16 protein-coding genes are annotated in these 18,211 nt (G+C 62.5%); 12 read left to right on the top strand and 4 right to left on the bottom strand.

Features of this window, described 5'->3' with window-relative positions; translation table 11 throughout:
• Positions 1-110 precede the first annotated feature (110 nt).
• From J3A71_RS01425 to J3A71_RS01400, 6 genes are all read left to right on the top strand, one after another.
• Positions 111-1,466 carry a pitrilysin family protein gene (locus J3A71_RS01425; protein WP_016489653.1) on the top strand — a complete coding sequence of 452 codons (1,356 nt, stop codon included), beginning with the start codon at positions 111-113 and terminating at the stop codon, positions 1,464-1,466.
• Positions 1,459-2,949 (top strand): pitrilysin family protein, encoded by a 1,491-nt coding sequence (locus tag J3A71_RS01420; RefSeq protein WP_096426878.1) that lies wholly within the window; start codon positions 1,459-1,461, stop codon positions 2,947-2,949. The genes J3A71_RS01425 and J3A71_RS01420 overlap by 8 nt, the downstream gene beginning before the upstream one ends.
• Positions 2,949-3,551: a 16S rRNA (guanine(966)-N(2))-methyltransferase RsmD gene (gene rsmD / locus J3A71_RS01415; RefSeq protein ID WP_016489655.1), complete on the top strand. Its 603-nt coding sequence runs from the start codon at positions 2,949-2,951 to the stop codon at positions 3,549-3,551. Before J3A71_RS01420 ends, rsmD begins: the two co-directional genes overlap by 1 nt.
• A gap of 94 nt (positions 3,552-3,645) precedes the next feature.
• Positions 3,646-4,947: a pitrilysin family protein gene (locus tag J3A71_RS01410; protein WP_016489656.1), complete on the top strand. Its 1,302-nt coding sequence runs from the start codon at positions 3,646-3,648 to the stop codon at positions 4,945-4,947.
• The gene (locus J3A71_RS01405) at positions 4,940-6,313 is read left to right on the top strand and encodes a pitrilysin family protein (protein ID WP_096426879.1); all 1,374 of its coding nucleotides are present in this window, start codon (positions 4,940-4,942) and stop codon (positions 6,311-6,313) included. The genes J3A71_RS01410 and J3A71_RS01405 overlap by 8 nt, the downstream gene beginning before the upstream one ends.
• Positions 6,314-6,373: 60 nt before the next feature.
• Entirely contained in the window at positions 6,374-7,366 is a 993-nt protein-coding gene (locus J3A71_RS01400; protein ID WP_023048382.1) for a hydrolase, read from the top strand.
• Positions 7,367-7,412: 46 nt separating this feature from the next.
• Here J3A71_RS01400 and J3A71_RS01395 read toward each other — a convergent pair whose 3' ends face one another.
• Complete coding sequence (locus J3A71_RS01395; protein WP_096426880.1) at positions 7,413-8,267, bottom strand: sulfurtransferase; 855 nt, start codon at positions 8,265-8,267, stop codon at positions 7,413-7,415.
• A 35-nt stretch (positions 8,268-8,302) separates the two neighbouring features.
• On the bottom strand, positions 8,303-8,968 hold the full coding sequence (locus tag J3A71_RS01390) for a TetR/AcrR family transcriptional regulator (RefSeq protein ID WP_016489660.1): 666 nt from the start codon (positions 8,966-8,968) through the stop codon (positions 8,303-8,305).
• Between the two features lie 150 nt (positions 8,969-9,118).
• Between J3A71_RS01390 and J3A71_RS01385 the strand changes: the two genes are divergently transcribed.
• From J3A71_RS01385 to J3A71_RS01375, 3 genes are all read left to right on the top strand, one after another.
• On the top strand, positions 9,119-10,549 hold the full coding sequence (locus J3A71_RS01385) for a coniferyl aldehyde dehydrogenase (protein WP_096426881.1): 1,431 nt from the start codon (positions 9,119-9,121) through the stop codon (positions 10,547-10,549).
• Between the two features lie 189 nt (positions 10,550-10,738).
• Positions 10,739-11,218 (top strand): pantetheine-phosphate adenylyltransferase, encoded by a 480-nt coding sequence (gene coaD, locus J3A71_RS01380; protein ID WP_016489662.1) that lies wholly within the window; start codon positions 10,739-10,741, stop codon positions 11,216-11,218.
• 108 nt (positions 11,219-11,326) lie between these two features.
• A complete protein-coding gene (locus J3A71_RS01375) occupies positions 11,327-11,578 on the top strand; it encodes a YfhL family 4Fe-4S dicluster ferredoxin (protein ID WP_016489663.1) in 252 nt (83 codons plus the stop codon).
• A gap of 161 nt (positions 11,579-11,739) precedes the next feature.
• On the opposite strand, the gene mutM is transcribed toward J3A71_RS01375, so the two are convergent.
• Both mutM and J3A71_RS01365 read right to left on the bottom strand, forming a co-directional pair.
• Positions 11,740-12,552 (bottom strand): bifunctional DNA-formamidopyrimidine glycosylase/DNA-(apurinic or apyrimidinic site) lyase, encoded by an 813-nt coding sequence (mutM, locus tag J3A71_RS01370; protein WP_016489664.1) that lies wholly within the window; start codon positions 12,550-12,552, stop codon positions 11,740-11,742.
• 3 nt (positions 12,553-12,555) lie between these two features.
• A complete protein-coding gene (locus J3A71_RS01365; RefSeq protein ID WP_172455958.1) occupies positions 12,556-13,374 on the bottom strand; it encodes an HDOD domain-containing protein in 819 nt (272 codons plus the stop codon).
• A gap of 233 nt (positions 13,375-13,607) precedes the next feature.
• Between J3A71_RS01365 and J3A71_RS01360 the strand changes: the two genes are divergently transcribed.
• The 3 genes from J3A71_RS01360 to ilvD all read left to right on the top strand — a co-directional run bounded on the left by J3A71_RS01360 (position 13,608) and on the right by ilvD (position 18,204).
• Positions 13,608-14,804, top strand: a complete 1,197-nt coding sequence (locus J3A71_RS01360) for a class I SAM-dependent rRNA methyltransferase (RefSeq protein WP_016489666.1) — start codon at positions 13,608-13,610, stop codon at positions 14,802-14,804.
• A 194-nt stretch (positions 14,805-14,998) separates the two neighbouring features.
• Positions 14,999-15,991 carry a hypothetical protein gene (locus tag J3A71_RS01355; RefSeq protein WP_096426882.1) on the top strand — a complete coding sequence of 331 codons (993 nt, stop codon included), beginning with the start codon at positions 14,999-15,001 and terminating at the stop codon, positions 15,989-15,991.
• 371 nt (positions 15,992-16,362) lie between these two features.
• Positions 16,363-18,204, top strand: coding sequence for a dihydroxy-acid dehydratase (gene ilvD / locus J3A71_RS01350; protein ID WP_016489668.1), 1,842 nt, complete (start codon positions 16,363-16,365; stop codon positions 18,202-18,204).
• The last annotated feature ends 7 nt before the right edge of the window (positions 18,205-18,211 follow it).

The following is an 18,211-nucleotide window of genomic DNA, read 5'->3' as shown; positions in this document are numbered from 1 at the left end:
TGGGCCAGAACGGCGACAGGCATGGTCGCCAGGCAACCGGATCAGTATCCTAGCACCTCCTGGCCCGTCGACGCTAAACCCAGCGGGCCGCCGAACAGGTTAAACACCTTATGAATGCTCTAGCCCGCCGCGCCGCTGGCCTGTTGCTCGGCACGCTGTGCCTGCCACTGGCCGCCTTCGCCGCCGATGTGCAGCCCACCCACGAATTCATCCTCGACAATGGCCTGAAGGTGGTCGTGCGCGAAGACCATCGCGCGCCGGTGGTGGTCTCGCAGATCTGGTACAAGGTCGGCTCCAGCTACGAAACCCCCGGCCAGACCGGCTTGTCTCATGCGCTGGAACACATGATGTTCAAGGGCAGCGCCAAGGTCGGCCCCGGCGAAGCTTCACGCATCCTGCGTGACCTGGGCGCCGAAGAAAACGCCTTTACCAGCGACGACTACACCGCCTATTACCAAGTACTGGCCCGTGACCGCTTGCCGGTCGCCCTGGAGCTGGAGGCCGACCGCTTGGCCAGCTTGCGCCTGCCGGCCGACGAATTCAGCCGCGAAATCGAGGTGATCAAGGAAGAGCGCCGCCTGCGCACCGACGATCAGCCCAATTCCAAGGCGTTCGAGCTGTTCCGCGCCATGGCCTATCCGGCCAGCGGCTACCACACGCCGACCATCGGCTGGATGGCCGACCTGGAGCGCATGAAGGTCGAAGAGCTGCGCCACTGGTACGAATCCTGGTACGCCCCCAACAATGCCACTCTGGTGGTGGTCGGCGATGTCACCGCCGACGAGGTCAAGGGCCTGGCGCAGAAGTACTTCGGCAGCATTCCCAAGCGTGCCGTACCGCCAGCCAAACTGCCCCTGGAGCTGGCCGAACCTGGCCAGCGCCAGCTGACCCTGCACGTACGCACCCAACTGCCCAGCCTGATCTATGGCTTCAACGTGCCCGGCCTGCCCACCGCCAAAGATCCGCGCACCGTGCATGCCCTGCGCCTGATCTCGGCACTGCTCGACGGCGGTTACAGCGCGCGCATGCCGGCACGCCTGGAGCGTGGCCAGGAGCTGGTCGCCGGCGCCTCGTCCAGCTACAACGCCTTCACCCGCGGCGACAGCCTGTTCCTGATCTCGGCCACGCCGAATGTGCAGAAGCAGAAAACCCTCGACGATGTGGAAAGAGGCATCTGGCAATTGCTTGAAGAACTCAAGACCACCCCGCCCAGCGCCGAAGAGCTCGAACGCGTGCGCGCTCAAGTCATTGCGGGCCTGGTCTACGACCGTGACTCCATCAGCAGCCAGGCCACCACCATCGGCCAGCTGGAAACCGTCGGCCTGTCCTGGAAACTGATCGACAGCGAGCTGGACGAGCTCAAGCAAGTCACCCCGCAGGACATCCAGAACGCCGCGCGCACCTATTTCACCCGTGAACGCCTGAGCGTTGCCCATGTACTGCCCGAGGAGTCCGCTCATGAGTGATCGTCGCGCACCACGCCCAACCCTGCTGGCCACCGGCATCCGCGCCCTGGCGCTGGCGGCAGTGCTGGCCGCACCGGCCATGGCCGACAACTCCGCCAAGGCTGACAACAGCGCCGCCCGGCCGGCCAACACGTTGCAGTCGCTGGCCGAGCTGGATGGCAAGGCCCCCAGCCGGCGCCAGCTGAACATTCAGCACTGGAGCACCGCTGAGGGTGCCCGGGTGCTGTTCGTCGAAGCCCGCGAACTGCCGATGTTCGACCTGCGCGTCACCTTCGCCGCCGGCAGCAGCCAGGACGGTGGAACACCCGGCGTGGCGGCGCTGACCAACGCCATGCTCAACGAGGGTGTGGCCGGTAAGGACGTAACCGCCATCGCCAAAGGTTTTGAAGGCCTGGGCGCAGACTTTGGCAACGGCTCCTACCGCGACATGGCTGTGGCGTCGCTGCGCAGCCTCAGCGCCAAGGACAAACGTGAGCCTGCGCTCAAACTGTTCACCGAAGTGGCAGGCAAGCCGACCTTCCCCGAGGACGCCCTCAAGCGCATCAAGAACCAGATGCTGGCCGGCTTTGAATACGAAAAGCAGAACCCCGGCAAGATCGCGGGCAAGGCCCTGTTCGGCAACCTTTATGGTGACCACCCCTACGCCCACCCAAGCGATGGCACCGCAGAAACCATCAACGGCATTACCCTGGAACAATTGCGTGCCTTCCACGCCAAGGCTTATACCGGTGGCAACGCGGTGATCGCACTGGTCGGCGACCTCAGCCGGGCCGAGGCCGAAGCCATCGCTGCCCAGGTTTCGGCAGGCCTGCCCAAGGGCCCGGCGCTTGCCGCGCCGGCCCAGCCCAGCGAAGCCAAGGCTGGCCTGACCCACATCGACTTCCCGTCCAAACAGACCCACCTGATGCTGGCAGAACTGGGTATCGACCGCCAAGACCCGGATTGGCCAGCCTTGTCGCTGGGCAACCAGATCCTCGGCGGTGGTGCCTTCGGTACCCGGCTGATGAGCGAAGTGCGTGAAAAGCGTGGCCTGACCTACGGCGTGTACTCGGTGTTCAGCCCCATGCAGGTGCGTGGCCCGTTCATGATCAACCTGCAGACCCGTGCCGAGCTCAGTGAAGGCACGCTCAAGCTGGTGCAGGGCATACTTGCCGACTACCTCTCGACAGGCCCCACCCAGCAAGAGCTTGACGATGCCAAGCGCGAACTGGCCGGCAGCTTCCCGCTGTCCAATGCCAGCAACGCCAGCATCGTCGGCCAATTGGGTGCAATCGGTTTCTACAATCTGCCGCTGACCTGGCTGGAAGACTTCATGCAGCAGTCCCAGGCCCTCACCGTCGAGCAGGTCAAGGCAGCCATGAACAAACACCTGTCAGCCGATAAACTGGTGATCGTCACCGTGGGCCCGAAAGTGCCACAGAAACCCCTGCCAGCACCTACTGAAAAGCCCTCCGAGCAAGCGCTCGGGGTACCGGAGCACTAATGCCAAGATCCACCCCTCCCGCCCGCCCGCAATCGGGCCAAAGCAAGGGCCAGGGCCACCTGCGCATCATCGCCGGCGAGTGGCGTAGCCGCCGCCTGGCGGTACCGGAAGGTGAAGGCCTGCGGCCAACGCCAGACCGCGTGCGCGAAACCTTGTTCAACTGGCTGGCGCCGCACATCGAGGGTGCCCGCATACTGGATGCCTTCACCGGCAGCGGTGCTCTGGTGCTCGAAGCCCTGTCTCGCGGCGCCAAGGATGCCGTGGCACTGGACAGCAACCCCGCGGCGATCGGCAACCTGAAGAACAACCTCGAGATCCTTCGTTGCCCGCGCGGGCAAATTCTGCAAACCGATGCCCTGCGCTACCTGCAAGGCCCGGCCAAGCAGCAGTTCGACGTGGTGTTCCTCGACCCGCCGTTCCACAAGGACCTGCTGGCCAACACCTGCAACCTGCTGGAGCAGAACCAGTGGCTGGGCGAACAGGCGCTGATCTACACCGAAAGCGAAGCGGCGCCGTCAACACTGCCGATGCCCGGCAACTGGCGCCTGCACCGCGAGAAGAAAACCGGCCAGGTGCATTACGCGCTCTGGCAGCGAGGATGACCCGGTAAACCGGGTTTGGCTTACTTAGTTACCGCATTCCCGCCGCCTGCGTGGCTGAAGCTGCTCCTTTGTTTCTTGAAGGAGCACTTCAACCATGACCGAACACCCCTCCCCGCCCACACCGGCTAGCCGGGTAAGTGCTTTTACCCTCGCCAATGGCCTGCGCGTCTGTCTGCGTGAAGACCACCGCGCACCTCTGGTCAGCGTGCAGCTTTGGTATCACGTGGGTTCCAGCTACGAGCCCGAAGGCCATACCGGCCTTTCGCATGCCCTTGAACATTTGTTGTTCGAAGGCAGCAGCAAACTGGCTGGCGGCCAATACTCCGCCCTCATGACCCAGTTGGGTGGTGAGGCAAATGCATTCACCCTCACGGATGCCACGGCCTTCCCGCTGACGTTGCCAGCCAGCCGCCTGGAGATCGCCCTGGAAGCCATGGCCGATATCATGGCCAGTGCCACCCTCAGCGATGCACCCTTTGCCCGCGAACTGGCGGTTGTCATGGCCGAACGACGCGAGGATGTCGATAACAACCCGTGGGCATTGGCTCTGGAGCATCATCTGCTGCTGGCCTATGGCAACAGCGGCTATGGTACGCCTGTGATCGGCCACAAGACCGACCTTGGCCACATGACGCCTGCGGCGGCACGCACCTGGTACCAGACCTGGTATCACCCCAACAACGCGACGCTTGCAGTGGCCGGCGCCATTACCCTGGCGCAACTGCAAACGCTGGTAACGCGACATTTTGCAGCGATCCCCGCGCATCGCCTGCCAGCCCGGCAAATACCTGCAGAGCCCTCCTCGCTGGCTCGGCGCGTCCAAACCCTACGCCAGCAAGGCCTGCGCACGGGTGTGATCATCAGTTTCAACCTACCCAGTCAATGCACCGCCCAGTCTGAGTCACAAGCATATGCACTGCGCCTGCTACCCCAGATTCTTGCCCAAGGCCAAGCCAGCATCCTCCAGCGCCTGCTGGTGCACGATGAACCGCTACTGCAAGGTGTTGGGGCGAAGTACGAGCCCTGGCAGCGTGGGGACAGCCTGCTCATCATTTACGCGTTCTGCAGCCCGCAAGTGGCACCCGAGGCGGCGGCAGAACGGCTGCTGATGGAGATCGAAGCGTTCCGCCAGTCAGCGCCCGGCAAAGAAGACCTCCAGCGCGCCAAGGCACGGCTTCTGGCCGGGCAATTATTCGACAGGGACGATATCAGTCACCAGGCAGATGCCATCGGCAAGCAGGCCGCCTGTGGCCTGGACCCTGTTGCACTGGAGGATGAACGGCAAGCCATCGAAGCCGTGACAGCCGAGCAGGTAGGCCTGGCTGCCTATGACTTCCTGACCGAATCCCGGACCACCATTACCTTTACGTACCAGAAGGCAAGCGCTGATGAATGACTTGAGCTCAAACCCACAGCGTCCTGCTGCGATCAGTCCAGTTCATGGTGGCCTGGTTTCGGCCCAGGGGGTTGATCTTGACCGCTTGGAACCCATTGATACGCAGGTGCAAGCGTGGACCACAGATAACGGCACAGGTGTGAAATTCGTCGAAGCCCGAGGGCTGCCAATTGTCGATATCGTGCTGCGATTCAAGGCCGGCACGACTCAGGACACCGCACTCCCCGGCCTGGCATCCCTGGTGTTGTACATGCTCGACGAAGGCAGCCAGCTGCACACCGCCACCCAGCAAGCAGAGCAACTGGAGCGCCTGGGGGCTGTTTTGGAGAAGCAGATACGCCTGGAGCACGCGACCCTGAGCCTGCGAAGCCTGAGCACCCATGCGCTGTTCGACCCGGCGCTGGCGCTTTTCACTGACCTCGTCGCACGCCCTGCCTTCACCGCCGACGCGTTAGCCAAGATAAAATGCCAACTGCTGCGGCACAATGCATCTCGTGAGCAATACCCCCGCCTTAGGGCGCGCAGCGAAGCCTTTCGTCATTTGTTCAGTGGGCATCAATATGGCAACCCGCTGGGGAGCACCCAGCAAGGGATAGACCAGACTACGCCTGAGGATCTGAAGCGCTTCCACCAACGTGCCTACTGCGCAAGCAACCTGGACATCGTGATAGTGGGTGACGTTTCTGTTGCACAGGCCCAGGCCATTGCACAACGGATCAGTCAGGCCCTACCCCAAGGCTGGTCCGCAATCGAGCTGCCGACGGCTGCCCCGGCAGCCGGCACCACGCTCAACGTCGAACAGCCTGGCGCGAGCAGTGCCGTCCTGATTGCGTTACCCATGGGCGTACCCGCCAATCATCCGGAATATCAGGCCATGGTGCTGGCCAACGAGGTGCTAGGGTCGGGAATCGCATCCCGCTTGATGAATGAACTGCGGCACCGCCGCGGGTTGACGTATGGCATCCATACCCGGGTAAATGCATTGAGCGCGGGTGGCCTGTTCAGCGCCGAATGGGACATCACGCCCGCGTATGTCGAAGGCTCTCAAGAACTGGTGGTGACATTGCTGCGCGAGTTCATCGACCAAGGGCCAACCCAGGCCGAGCTGCAAGTGGCGCGTAAACAGCTGGCAGGGCAACTGCTGCGCGATGTGGCACAGAACAAGCACCTGGCAGCCTTGCTCACGCAGATCACCTATCAACGCCAGCCCGCCGATTATCTCGCCACCCGCATCGAGCGCCTCGCCAGGCTGACACCAGAAGACGTCCGCGCCGTCATGCAGCGTCGGCTGGATCTGAGCAACGCAGTACGTGTCAGTGTCGGCCCACGCGCCGAGCAACAGCCGCTGCCAGCCACCGACCAATAGCGCAGGTACAGTGGCGCTTTTTCATGGCACTCTAGGCAGGCACATCACGAGTTGCCCAGCATGCCCAGCCAAAGCGCCACCTTCCGTCCGGCCATCGGCCTGTCCAACCCCCACCTGCAAACGCTGTGGGGGCCGCTGTGGCGCAAACTGCCAGACCTGCAGCGCAACCGCGAGCGCTTGTGGCTGGCCGACGGCGACTTCATCGACCTCGACTGGCACGGCCCGCATCAGCCACAAGCGCCACTGGTACTCGTGCTGCATGGCCTGACCGGATCGTCTCAATCACCTTATGTAAAAGGCTTGCAGCAAGCGTTGCAACGTCGCAACTGGGCCAGCGTGGCGGTGAACTGGCGTGGTTGCTCAGGCGAGCCCAACCTGTTGCCACGCAGCTACCACTCCGGTGCCAGCGAAGACCTGGCGGAAATTGTCAGTCACCTGCGCGCCCAGCGCCCGTTGGCCCCGCTGTATGCCGTGGGTTACTCATTGGGTGGTAATGTGCTGTTGAAATACCTGGGCGAAAGCGGCGTTGCCAGCCAGCTGGAGGCGGCAGTTGCAGTGTCGGTGCCATTTCGCCTGGACCACTGTGCCGACCGTATCGGCCAGGGGTTCTCCAAGGTGTATCAGGCGCATTTCATGCGCGAGATGCTGGCGTACGTTCAGCTCAAGCAGCGGCACTTCCACGACCAGGGCCAGCATGAACGGCTGGCGGCGCTGGAGCGGCTGGGGCAATTGAGCAACCTGCGCACATTCTGGGACTTCGACGGCAAAGTCACTGCCCCACTCAACGGGTTTCGAGATGTGCACGATTATTATCGTCGCTCATCGAGCCACTTCTTTCTCAGCCACAACCGCACGCCGACGCTGATCATCCATTCCAGCGATGACCCGTTCGTGTCCGCCCATAGCCTGCCTACTGCCCGTGAACTGGCACCCCAAACACGCTTCGAACTGCACAGCCGCGGTGGCCATGTGGGCTTCGTCGATGGCAGCCTGCGTCACCCAGGGTATTACCTGGAGCGGCGGATTCCGCAGTGGCTGGTCGAAGGCCAGTAAGCACCGCAGTTTTCATTGGCAATACCGGCCTGATCGCCGGGCCTGCTTACTCGCCGGTAGCTACGGCACGCTGCGGGTTGTTGATCCACTCGCTCCACGACCCGGCGTACAGCTTGCCCAGCGGGTACCCCGCCAGCGCCATCGCAAACAGGTTATGGCAAGCCGTCACCCCAGACCCGCAGTAAGACACCAACTGCTCCGGTGCCCGCCCGGCCAGCTTTTCGGCAAAGCGCTGCTTGAGTTGATCCACAGGCAAGAAGCGCCCATCAGCCCCCAGGTTGTCGGTAAACGCCGCGCACTGGGCCCCGGGAATATGCCCCGCCACCGGGTCGATCGGCTCCACCTCACCGCGAAAACGCGGCACGGCTCGCGCGTCGATCAAGGTCAGGTCTGTGCTCCCGAGACGCTTGCCCAAGTGGTCGGCATCGATCAGCAGCTTGGCATCCGGCTCACCACTGAAGGTGCCTTCGCGTTTGGGCGGTGAGTCCAGGCTCAACGGCAGGTGCGCCGCATGCCAGGCTTTCAGGCCACCGTCGAGGATAGCCACACCGTTGCGCTTGCCCAGCCAGACCAGCAGCCACCAGGCCCGGGCGGCAAAGGCACCCGGGCCATCGTCGTACAGCACCACCTCGCTGTCGTTGTCCAGGCCCCACTCACGCAGGCGCGCGACCAGCCGCTGCGCATCTGGCAGTGGATGACGCCCGGTGCGCCCCTTGCTCACCGGCCCGCTGAGGTCGCGGTCCAGGTCGGCAAAATGCGCCCCGGCAATATGCCCCTGGGCATAGCTGCGTTGGCCATAGTCCACATCCTCGAGGGCAAAGCGACAGTCGAGGACCACCAACTTGGGCCAGCCCAATTGCTCGGCCAACTGCTGCGGGGTGATCAATTGCGCAAGGGGCATGACAATCTCCTGATCGATGGCACTAGGGCCCTGGGCTAGCGCTCCAGAGCCTGGTTGAACGGTACATGGAATTCCTGGCACAGGGCGTCCACGGCGGCGCGGGCGTTGTCGGTGACGAAGCCCAGTTCCAGCACCAGCACCTGATAGACGCCCCGCTTGAAGGCTTCTTCACCCAGATGCGCGGAATGCTCACGCGTGGTGCTGAGAAAACGAACCCAGGACGTCAGCACGATCCAGGCATTGATGGTCAGCGATTCGATCTGCGCCGGTACCATGGCCAGGATCCCCGCGTCGACAAAGCCACGGTAGATCGCCTGGCCCTGGCGCAGGCAGCGCTCGGAAAAACGCCGGTAACGGGCGGCAAGTTCCGCGTCACTGTCCAGCAGGTGCTCCAGGTCGCGGTGCAGGAAGCGGTAGTTCCACATCGCCGCCAACAAGGCCTTGAGGTAGAAGCGCTTGTCCTCCACGGTGGCCTTGCGGCCTTGGGGCGGGCGCAGGAAGCTGTCGACCAGTTCTTCATACTGGCTGAACAACAGGGCAATGATCGCCTGCTTGTTGGGGAAGTGGTAATACAGATTGCCGGGCGAGATTTCCATGTGCGCGGCAATGTGATTGGTACTGACGCTGCGTTCGCCCTGCTCGTTGAACAACTCCAGGCTGTTCTGCACGATGCGCTCTCGGGTCTTCATGCGCGGGGCCATGCTCAGCTCCCAGTCTGCGGGCCTTCATCAAAGGATCATCTTACGGCGTATTGCTGGTGGAAGCACCGTTCGACGCCACGGAAAAATTCGCACCATCGTGCAGATTAGAGTATAGGCTCTAGGCACTCACTGCCCGGATCCGAAGCCGCCATGAACGCGCCCAGTGCCTTGTCCTCAGTGCAATCCGACCTCGACCTCGCAGCGATGTTCGCTGCCCAGCGCCAGGCATTTGCCGGCAACCCCCTGCCGCCGGCTGCCCAGCGCCTGCAATGGCTGAGAAGCCTGCGCGAAGCCCTGCTGGCCGGCCAGGCCGGATTGATCGAGGCCATTAGCGAGGACTTTGGCGGGCGTAGCGCCGACGAAACCCTGCTGGCCGAGCTGCTGCCCTCGATACAGGGCCTGCGTCACGCCGAAAGGCACCTGCATCGCTGGATGCGCGCCAGCCGGCGACGGGTCGGCCTGGCCTTCCAGCCGGCCAGCGCTCAAGTACGTTATCAGCCGCTGGGGGTGGTCGGTGTCATCGTGCCGTGGAACTACCCGCTGTTCCTCGCCATCGGCCCGCTGACCTGCGCCCTGGCCGCCGGTAACAGAGTCATGCTCAAACTCAGTGAAGCCACACCCGCCAGTGCCCAAGCCTTGAAACAATTGCTGGAGCAAGTGTTTCCTGCCGACCTGGTCAGCGTTGTGCTGGGCGAGATAGAGGTGGGCCAGGCCTTCGCCCGCTTGCCCTTCGACCATCTGCTGTTCACCGGCGCCACCAGCGTAGGCCGACAGGTCATGCTGGCTGCCGCGCAGAACCTGACCCCGGTCACCCTGGAGCTGGGCGGCAAGTCACCGGCCATCGTGTCGGCCGATGTGCCGCTGGACAGCGCCGCCGAGCGCATCGCCTTCGGCAAGACCCTCAACGCCGGCCAGACCTGCGTCGCCCCCGACTATGTGCTGGTGCCACGCGAACGGCTATCAGCCTTCAGCGACGCCTATCAGCGGGCCGTGCGGCGAATGTACCCACGCATCGCCGACAACCCCGACTACACCGCCATCATCAACCCCCGCCAGCTTCAGCGCTTGCAGCACCTGCTGGACGATGCCCGCGACAAAGGTGCGCAGGTAGTGGACCTGTACCCCGCTGAAACCCGCCAGGGCCGGCGCTTGCCACCCCACCTGCTGCTGGACGTCAACGACAGCATGCAGGTAATGCAGGACGAAATCTTCGGCCCGCTGCTGCCACTGGTGCCCTACGACAGCCTCGACCAGGCGCTGGCCTACATCAACCAACGCCCGCGCCCTCTGGCGCTTTACTACTTCGGTCATGACCGGGCCGCCCAAGAACATGTGCTGCGCCACACGCACTCTGGCGGGGTTTGCCTGAACGACACCTTGCTGCATGTAGCCCAGGACGATCTGCCTTTCGGCGGCATCGGCCCTTCCGGCATGGGCCACTACCATGGCCACGACGGTTTCCTGACCTTCAGCAAGGCCAAGGCGATACTCGCCAAGCACCGCTTCAACGCCGCACGGCTGATCTACCCGCCTTACGGCAAAACTTTGCAGCGCCTGGTCTACAAGCTTTTCATCCGCTGAGCGCCTGCCTGTGCACCGTATGCCATCAGTGCCAGGCTCACCGAGGCCCTGATTGCCCGCCTGGCACACAGTGCATGACAACGATTGCGGCCCCTGTCTATAGTGCCATCAGCTGGCCGCATGACTTGGCCGGGCGCAGTCCCTGCGCTACCATCCGACTCCCCAACGCACTCCAGCCAGGATGACGCGATGAACCGAGTGTTGTACCCGGGTACTTTCGACCCCATTACCAAAGGCCATGGCGACCTGGTCGAGCGCGCCTCGCGGCTCTTCGACCACGTGATCATCGCGGTGGCGGCCAGCCCGAAGAAAAACCCCCTGTTCCCACTGGAGCAGCGGGTGGCGCTAGCGCGTGAGGTCACCAAGCACCTGCCCAATGTCGAAGTCATCGGCTTCTCCTCCCTGTTGGCGCATTTCGCCAAGGAACAGGGCGCCAACGTCTTCCTCCGTGGCCTGCGTGCGGTGTCCGACTTCGAGTACGAGTTCCAGTTGGCGAACATGAACCGGCAACTGGCCCCCGATGTCGAGAGCCTGTTCCTGACGCCTTCGGAGCGGTATTCGTTCATTTCCTCGACCCTGGTCCGGGAAATCGCCGCACTGGGTGGTGATATCAGCAAGTTCGTCCACCCGGTGGTGGCCGAAGCGCTGACTGAACGCTTCAAGAAGTAAGCCCAATCGCCTGATTATCGCGCCCGCGTGCACTGCGGGCGCGAATGCGGCACAATTGTGCCCATTGCGTTGAACATGCCCGGGCACTGAGCCCCGGCCGGAGTCCCCATGTCCCTGATAATCACCGACGATTGCATCAATTGCGACGTCTGCGAACCCGAGTGCCCGAACGAGGCCATCTCCCAAGGCGAAGAGATCTACGTGATCGACCCTAACCTGTGCACCCAGTGTGTGGGCCATTACGACGAGCCGCAGTGCCAGCAAGTCTGCCCGGTCGACTGCATTCCGCTGGATGAAGCGCACCCGGAAACCGAAGAACAGCTGATGGCCAAGTACCGTCGGATTACCGGCAAGGACTGATCACTGCCTGCTCGCCTCTGTGCGGTCCTTGTGGGAGCGGCCTTGCGTCGCGATGGGCCGCACAGCGGCCCCGGCAATTTTTGCTGCGAAGCTAAACCAATGGGGCCGCTTCGCGCCCCATCGCGACACAAGGCCGCTCCCACAGGGGACAGCGATACACCTTAGCGCTGGCAGCGCGGGCAATACACGCTCGCCCGCTGCCCAAGCTTCACCTCGCGCAACTCCGTGCCGCACACCTTGCACGGCTGCCCGCCACGGCCGTACGCAAACAGTTCCTGCTGGAAGTAACCCGGCTGCCCATCGCCCCCGATGAAGTCGCGCAGGGTGGTACCGCCGCGCTCGATCGCCGCCGCCAGCACCCGCTTGATCTCGATCGCCAGCTTCAGGTAGCGCGCCCGTGAAATCCCGCCCGCCTCCCGACGCGGGTCGATACCTGCAGCAAACAGCGCTTCAGTGGCGTAGATGTTGCCCACCCCCACCACCACCGCGTTGTCCATGATGAACGGCTTGACCGCCATCGACCGCCCGCGCGACAGCTGGAACAGGCGCTCACCGTCAAACAGATCAGTCAGCGGCTCTGGCCCGAGGCGCAGCAATAGCTCGTGGTTCAGCGGGTCCAGGCTCCACAGCATGGCCCCGAAGCGGCGCGGGTCGGTGTAGCGCAGCATCAGCCCCGACTCCAGCTCGATGTCGACATGTTCATGCCGGGCCGCCGGCAAACCCAGTTCGACCAGCCGCAAGTTGCCCGACATGCCCAGGTGGCTGATCAGCGTACCCACCTCGGCATTGATCAACAGGTATTTGGCGCGCCGCTCGACACTGACAATGCGCTGCCCCGACAGGCGCACGTCCAGGTCTTCCGGGATTGGCCAGCGCAAGCGCCGGTCACGCACCACCACGCGGCTGACACGCTGGCCTTCCAGGTGGGGCGCGATACCGCGCCGGGTGGTTTCTACTTCTGGCAATTCCGGCATGTGTCAGTGCCCGCTCAGCTCGCGAATGTTCTGTTTGAGGTTTTCGAAATCGTATTCCGACAAGCCAATGTAATCGAGCACCAGCGGGCCGACCGCGTTCCATTCGTGGTCCACCGCCTGGTTGCCCAGCACCCGGTAGGACGCGCAGATGTGCTCGGCCATCTTCAGTACCGCCAGCAGGTTTTTCAACTGGCTCTGGGTATTGCGCGAGCTCTCATCACGGAACACGGCCAGTGCATTGTGATGGTTGGCGATGGCTGCCGTGAGGTGCTCAGGCAGGCGCCACGACTTGGCGGTGAAATAACCGACTACCGAATGGTTGGTGTTGAACACGCGGTTTTCGGTGTCGACGACCCGCGTTTGCGCGCTGGCCTGAGCATAGGCCTGCACCAGCACATCCATGTAGTCGGGGAAGCGCTTGAGCATCAGCGGCACGCCACAGTCATGGAACAGGCCCAGGGTGTAAGCCTCGTCCGCGGCCTGGACACCGGTGCGCTTGGCCAGCGTCAGGCAGGTCATCGCCACGTCCTGGGCGGTATCCCAGAAGCGGTTGAGGGTGACGATGGTCTCGTCGCTCATCTCGCCCTTGATCGACTGGGCGTTGATCAGGTTGATGATCGAACGGCTGCCCAGCAGGTTCACTGCGCGCTGGATCGAGCCGATCTTGTTGGAAAGGCCGAAGTGCGGGGAGTTGACCAGCTTGAGCAAGGCGCCCGAGAGCCCCGGGTCCTGGGAAATCAGCTTGGCAATGGTTTCCAGATCCGGGTCAGGCATGTATTGCTCGAACTGCAGGTCGACCATGATCTGCGGTTGCGGCGGAATGGTGATGCCTTGCAAGGCTTGCTGGATCTGTTCGGCGCTGAGTTCTTGGGACATACGTGCACACTCGTTTAGGACCGGGGATTTTAACCCTCTCTGCGCTCGCCGTGACAGGTGCAGCGGCTGCGAGATTGAGCGCCACGCGCGCGGCGCTCGATCTCCCAGGCGCTGCACCTCTAAAGGCGAAAGCACCGCAGACACGCTATACTCCCGCTCTTTTTTCCCGGAGCGACGTCATGTCCCTGCCCAGCCTTCGCCTCAAAGCCAACGCCGACCGCCGCCTGCGCGCCGGCCACCTGTGGGTCTACAGCAACGAAGTCGACGTCACCGCGACCCCGCTGCAAGGCTTTCAGGCCGGTCAGCAGGCCGTTCTCGAGGCAGCCAACGGCAAACCGCTGGGCATCGTCGCACTCAGCCCGAACAACCTGATCTGCGCCCGCCTGCTGTCGCGCGACATCAAGCTGCCGCTGGACAAGTCGCTGCTGGTACACCGCCTGAACGTCGCCCTGTCGCTGCGCGAGCGCCTGTTCGATCAACCATGCTACCGCCTGGTCTACGGCGATTCCGACCTGCTGCCGGGCCTGGTGGTCGACCGCTTCTTCGATATCCTCGTGGTGCAATTGGCCTCGGCCACCATGGAAGCGCACAAGGACGACGTGATCGCTGCCTTGGTGCAGGTGCTCAAGCCCAGCGGCATCCTGTTCAAGAACGACTCCGCTGCGCGTGATGCCGAAGGCTTGCAGCGCTATGTCGAGACCGTCTACGGCGAGGTGCCGGACTGGGTGCCGCTGGAAGAGAACGGCGTCAAGTTCGAAGCCCCGGTGCGTGAAGGCCAGAAGACCGGCTGGTTCTACGACCACCGCATGAACCGCGCGCGCCTGGCGCCGTACGTGAAGGGCAAGCGTGTACTCGACCTGTTCAGCTACATCGGTGGCTGGGGCGTGCAGGCCGGTGCCTTCGGCGCCAGCGAAGTATTCTGTGTCGATGCCTCGGGTTTTGCCCTGGATGGCGTGGAGCGTAACGCTGCACTGAACGGCATCAGCGAGAAGCTGACCTGCATCGAAGGCGACGTGTTCGAAGCCCTGCGCGAGCTCAAGGCTGCCGAAGAGCGCTTTGACGTGATCATTGCCGACCCACCCGCCTTCATCAAACGCAAGAAGGACCTGAAAAACGGCGAAGCGGCCTACCGCCGCCTGAACGAACAGGCCATGCGCATGCTGAACAAAGATGGCATTCTGGTCAGCGCTTCGTGCTCGATGCACTTGCCCGAGGACGACCTGAACAACATCCTGCTCACCAGCGCCCGCCACCTGGACCGCAACATGCAGCTGCTCGAGCGCGGTGGCCAAGGCCCGGACCATCCGGTACACCCGGCCATTGCAGAAACCCGCTACATCAAGAGCATCACCTGCCGGTTGCTGCCCAACAGTTAAGTAAGGGTTCCGGGAATTCCGTTTAGTTTCCCGAAACGCCGATTACGGCCTCGGCCTGCACAGCCGAGGCCCTTCCCATATTTCGTACAGCAGTGTCGATTAAGGGCCTACGCCTGGCATTTCTGCCAGTTGTCTTCGCCCCCTCACCGGATTCCAATAAGCCCAGCCACCCGGGAAAATTGGAGAAAACGGCAATGAGGAATAACCATCACCACCAAGGGCTGGAAGCCCCAACCATTAAAGAAGCCAACAGCGATAACTTCTTACCGTTTGAAACACTAAACCAAGGCATAACCATCCTGATTCCAGGGTCGAGCGTATTCCAGAAAGGCGACCACATCGTCATAAACGTGGGCCAGATAAGCAGCTTTATATTATTAGATTGTGAAGCGCCCGGGGAAACAATCGAACATTTCATATCCGGCGAACGGCTGAATGAGCAGCATGGGCGCCGCGTCACGTTAAATTACATAATCGTTAGAACTGGCAATACATCACCGACCACCACGTATGATTTCGGTGCAGAGCTCTATCATCCTGTTGCAAAAGACATCGTAGAAGGCGTGCTGCCTTGGGACGCTGTAAAAAATGGGTTCAGCGTTACGATACCCGTGTACCCTGGCGCCACACCATCCGATACCATTCGGCTGTTCTTTGTAGGGTCCCACCCTCTCGCCAGTGGAATACTTGAAGAACAATTCGGCGACGTGGGGCAACCACTCGAAATAGCCATTGGAAAAGAATTGACGTTCCCCACCAACGGCGGCGAAGTGCACATTATTTATCAAGTCGTCCGTCACGGCGAGGCACGCACTTCCCCCTCTGTCAGCTTCTGGAGCGAAGCTCAGGTATTGGCTCCGAACCCGACCCACATGTACGCGGAGGACGCCTACTCCCCCGCCCAGATGAGTGCTGTTGAGAGCAGCCCAGGGAAATATGCTTTTACCACAGCATTGAGCGCCGAGCTGATAGCGGGCGATGAAGTGTTTTTACTGGCCCTGAACAGTGCTTCGCGTAAAAATGAAATTGCTCACAAAAAAATAAGTGAGCCCACAGAAACGGTAGAGCACACGCTTTCAAAACCCAACCTTGATTACATGTCAAGTTTTAAACTAGTGGCACTGGTACGCACCCCAGCAGCCACCTGCTCATCTCACACGCGCTCAATCGTTATAAAAAGCGCTTAACACCGCATTCAGCTGCAGCTATGGGTTCGTGGCAAGCCGATAGCAGCTGGCCTTTCAAGGCAGCTTAAGGCTTGGAGTGCACTGCTTGTCAGCGCCACGGGGCGGGTTTCAGAACGGTCCTGCAAAAACGCCCATCGCGCGCCCGATGCCACCGCCCAGACACATCGCCATTCCCTCGCCGCGCCAGCGGTGTAGAATCGGGCTATTCATCGCCAGTCATCCCCGGCGGGTTTATGAGCTCTGGTCGAGCACGCGGCGATCCCGTGCTGTCTTCGGCCCCATCCGTGCCAGTGGCAACCGGCCTAAGGCGCATAGGAAAAGAGAAGCTCACTCCCCTTTTTGTGACCTGATTAAGCCGCCAGGAGTGCTTCATGCCTGATTATCGTTCCAAGACTTCCACCCAAGGCCGCAACATGGCCGGCGCCCGTGCCTTGTGGCGTGCCACCGGGATGAAAGACGAAGACTTCAAGAAACCGATCATCGCCATCGCCAACTCGTTCACCCAGTTCGTCCCGGGCCACGTGCACCTGAAGGACCTGGGCCAGTTGGTCGCCCGCGAGATCGAGCGCGCCGGTGGCGTGGCCAAGGAATTCAACACCATCGCGGTCGATGACGGCATCGCCATGGGCCACGACGGCATGCTGTACTCGCTGCCAAGCCGCGAGATCATTGCCGACGCCGTGGAATACATGGTCAACGCCCACTGCGCCGACGCCATCGTGTGCATCTCCAACTGCGACAAGATCACCCCCGGCATGCTGATGGCCGCCCTGCGCCTGAACATCCCGGTGATCTTCGTTTCCGGCGGCCCGATGGAAGCCGGCAAGACCAAGCTGGCCAGCCACGGCCTGGACCTGGTCGACGCCATGGTCATCGCCGCCGATGCCTCGGCCTCCGATGAAAAAGTCGCCGAATACGAGCGCAGTGCCTGCCCGACGTGCGGTTCGTGCTCCGGCATGTTCACCGCCAACTCGATGAACTGCCTGACCGAAGCCCTGGGCCTGGCCCTGCCGGGCAATGGCTCCACCCTGGCCACCCACGCCGACCGCGAGCAGCTGTTCCTCACTGCCGGCCGCACCATCGTCGAGCTGTGCAAGCGCTACTACGGCGAGAACGATGAGTCGGTGCTGCCCCGCAGCATCGCCAACTTCAAGGCGTTTGAAAACGCCATGATGCTCGACATCGCGATGGGCGGCTCGACCAACACCATCCTGCACCTGCTGGCCGCAGCCCAGGAAGGCGAAGTCGCGTTCGACCTGCGTGACATCGACCGCCTGTCGCGTAAAGTGCCGCAGTTGTGCAAAGTGGCGCCGAACATCCAGAAGTACCACATGGAAGACGTGCACCGCGCCGGCGGCATCTTCAGCATCCTCGGTTCGCTGGCCCGTGGCGGCCTGCTGCACACCGACCTGCCGACCGTGCACAGCCGCAGCATGGAAGAAGCCATCGCCAAATGGGACATCACCCAGACCGATGACGAAGCCGTGCACACCTTCTTCAAGGCCGGCCCTGCCGGTATCCCGACCCAGACCGCATTCAGCCAGTCGACCCGTTGGGAAACCCTTGATGACGACCGTGAAAACGGCTGCATCCGCAGCTTCGAGCACGCCTACTCGCAAGAAGGCGGGCTGGCCGTGCTGTACGGCAACATCGCGGTCGACGGTTGCGTGGTGAAAACCGCCGGTGTCGACGAGTCGATCCACGTGTTCGAGGGCAACGCCAAGATCTTCGAGAGCCAGGACAGCGCCGTGCGCGGCATCCTCGCCGACGAGGTGAAGGCCGGCGACATCGTGATCATCCGCTACGAAGGCCCGAAAGGCGGCCCGGGCATGCAGGAAATGCTGTACCCGACCTCGTACCTGAAGTCCAAAGGCCTGGGCAAGGCCTGCGCCCTGCTCACCGACGGCCGCTTCTCGGGCGGCACCTCGGGCCTGTCGATCGGCCACGCCTCGCCAGAAGCTGCTGCTGGCGGCGCCATCGGCCTGGTCCGTGATGGCGACAAGGTATTGATCGACATCCCTAACCGTTCGATCAACCTGCTGGTCAGCGACGAAGCGCTGGCCGAGCGCCGCATCGAGCAGGACAAGAAGGGCTGGAAACCCGCTGAAGTACGCCCACGCAAAGTGACCACCGCGCTGAAGGCCTACGCCCTGCTGGCGACCAGTGCCGACAAAGGTGCGGTGCGCAACAAGGCGATGCTCGAAGGGCTCTGAGGCTTTT

Source organism: Pseudomonas sp. PvP089 (genome assembly GCF_017875165.1).
Lineage (GTDB): Bacteria > Pseudomonadota > Gammaproteobacteria > Pseudomonadales > Pseudomonadaceae > Aquipseudomonas > Aquipseudomonas fortuita.
This window is presented reverse-complemented; position numbering and strand designations above follow the sequence as displayed.

Bases quoted from the DNA above. Each gene is read 5' to 3' on its own strand.
- J3A71_RS01425 (WP_016489653.1), top strand. From the start codon at position 111: ATGAATGCTCTAGCCCGCCGCGCCGCTGGCCTGTTGCTCGGCACGCTG.
- J3A71_RS01420 (WP_096426878.1), top strand. From the start codon at position 1,459: ATGAGTGATCGTCGCGCACCACGCCCAACCCTGCTGGCCACCGGCATC.
- rsmD (WP_016489655.1), top strand. From the start codon at position 2,949: ATGCCAAGATCCACCCCTCCCGCCCGCCCGCAATCGGGCCAAAGCAAG.
- J3A71_RS01410 (WP_016489656.1), top strand. From the start codon at position 3,646: ATGACCGAACACCCCTCCCCGCCCACACCGGCTAGCCGGGTAAGTGCT.
- J3A71_RS01405 (WP_096426879.1), top strand. From the start codon at position 4,940: ATGAATGACTTGAGCTCAAACCCACAGCGTCCTGCTGCGATCAGTCCA.
- J3A71_RS01400 (WP_023048382.1), top strand. From the start codon at position 6,374: ATGCCCAGCCAAAGCGCCACCTTCCGTCCGGCCATCGGCCTGTCCAAC.
- J3A71_RS01395 (WP_096426880.1), bottom strand. From the start codon at position 8,267: ATGCCCCTTGCGCAATTGATCACCCCGCAGCAGTTGGCCGAGCAATTG.
- J3A71_RS01390 (WP_016489660.1), bottom strand. From the start codon at position 8,968: ATGGCCCCGCGCATGAAGACCCGAGAGCGCATCGTGCAGAACAGCCTG.
- J3A71_RS01385 (WP_096426881.1), top strand. From the start codon at position 9,119: ATGAACGCGCCCAGTGCCTTGTCCTCAGTGCAATCCGACCTCGACCTC.
- coaD (WP_016489662.1), top strand. From the start codon at position 10,739: ATGAACCGAGTGTTGTACCCGGGTACTTTCGACCCCATTACCAAAGGC.
- J3A71_RS01375 (WP_016489663.1), top strand. From the start codon at position 11,327: ATGTCCCTGATAATCACCGACGATTGCATCAATTGCGACGTCTGCGAA.
- mutM (WP_016489664.1), bottom strand. From the start codon at position 12,552: ATGCCGGAATTGCCAGAAGTAGAAACCACCCGGCGCGGTATCGCGCCC.
- J3A71_RS01360 (WP_016489666.1), top strand. From the start codon at position 13,608: ATGTCCCTGCCCAGCCTTCGCCTCAAAGCCAACGCCGACCGCCGCCTG.
- J3A71_RS01355 (WP_096426882.1), top strand. From the start codon at position 14,999: ATGAGGAATAACCATCACCACCAAGGGCTGGAAGCCCCAACCATTAAA.
- ilvD (WP_016489668.1), top strand. From the start codon at position 16,363: ATGCCTGATTATCGTTCCAAGACTTCCACCCAAGGCCGCAACATGGCC.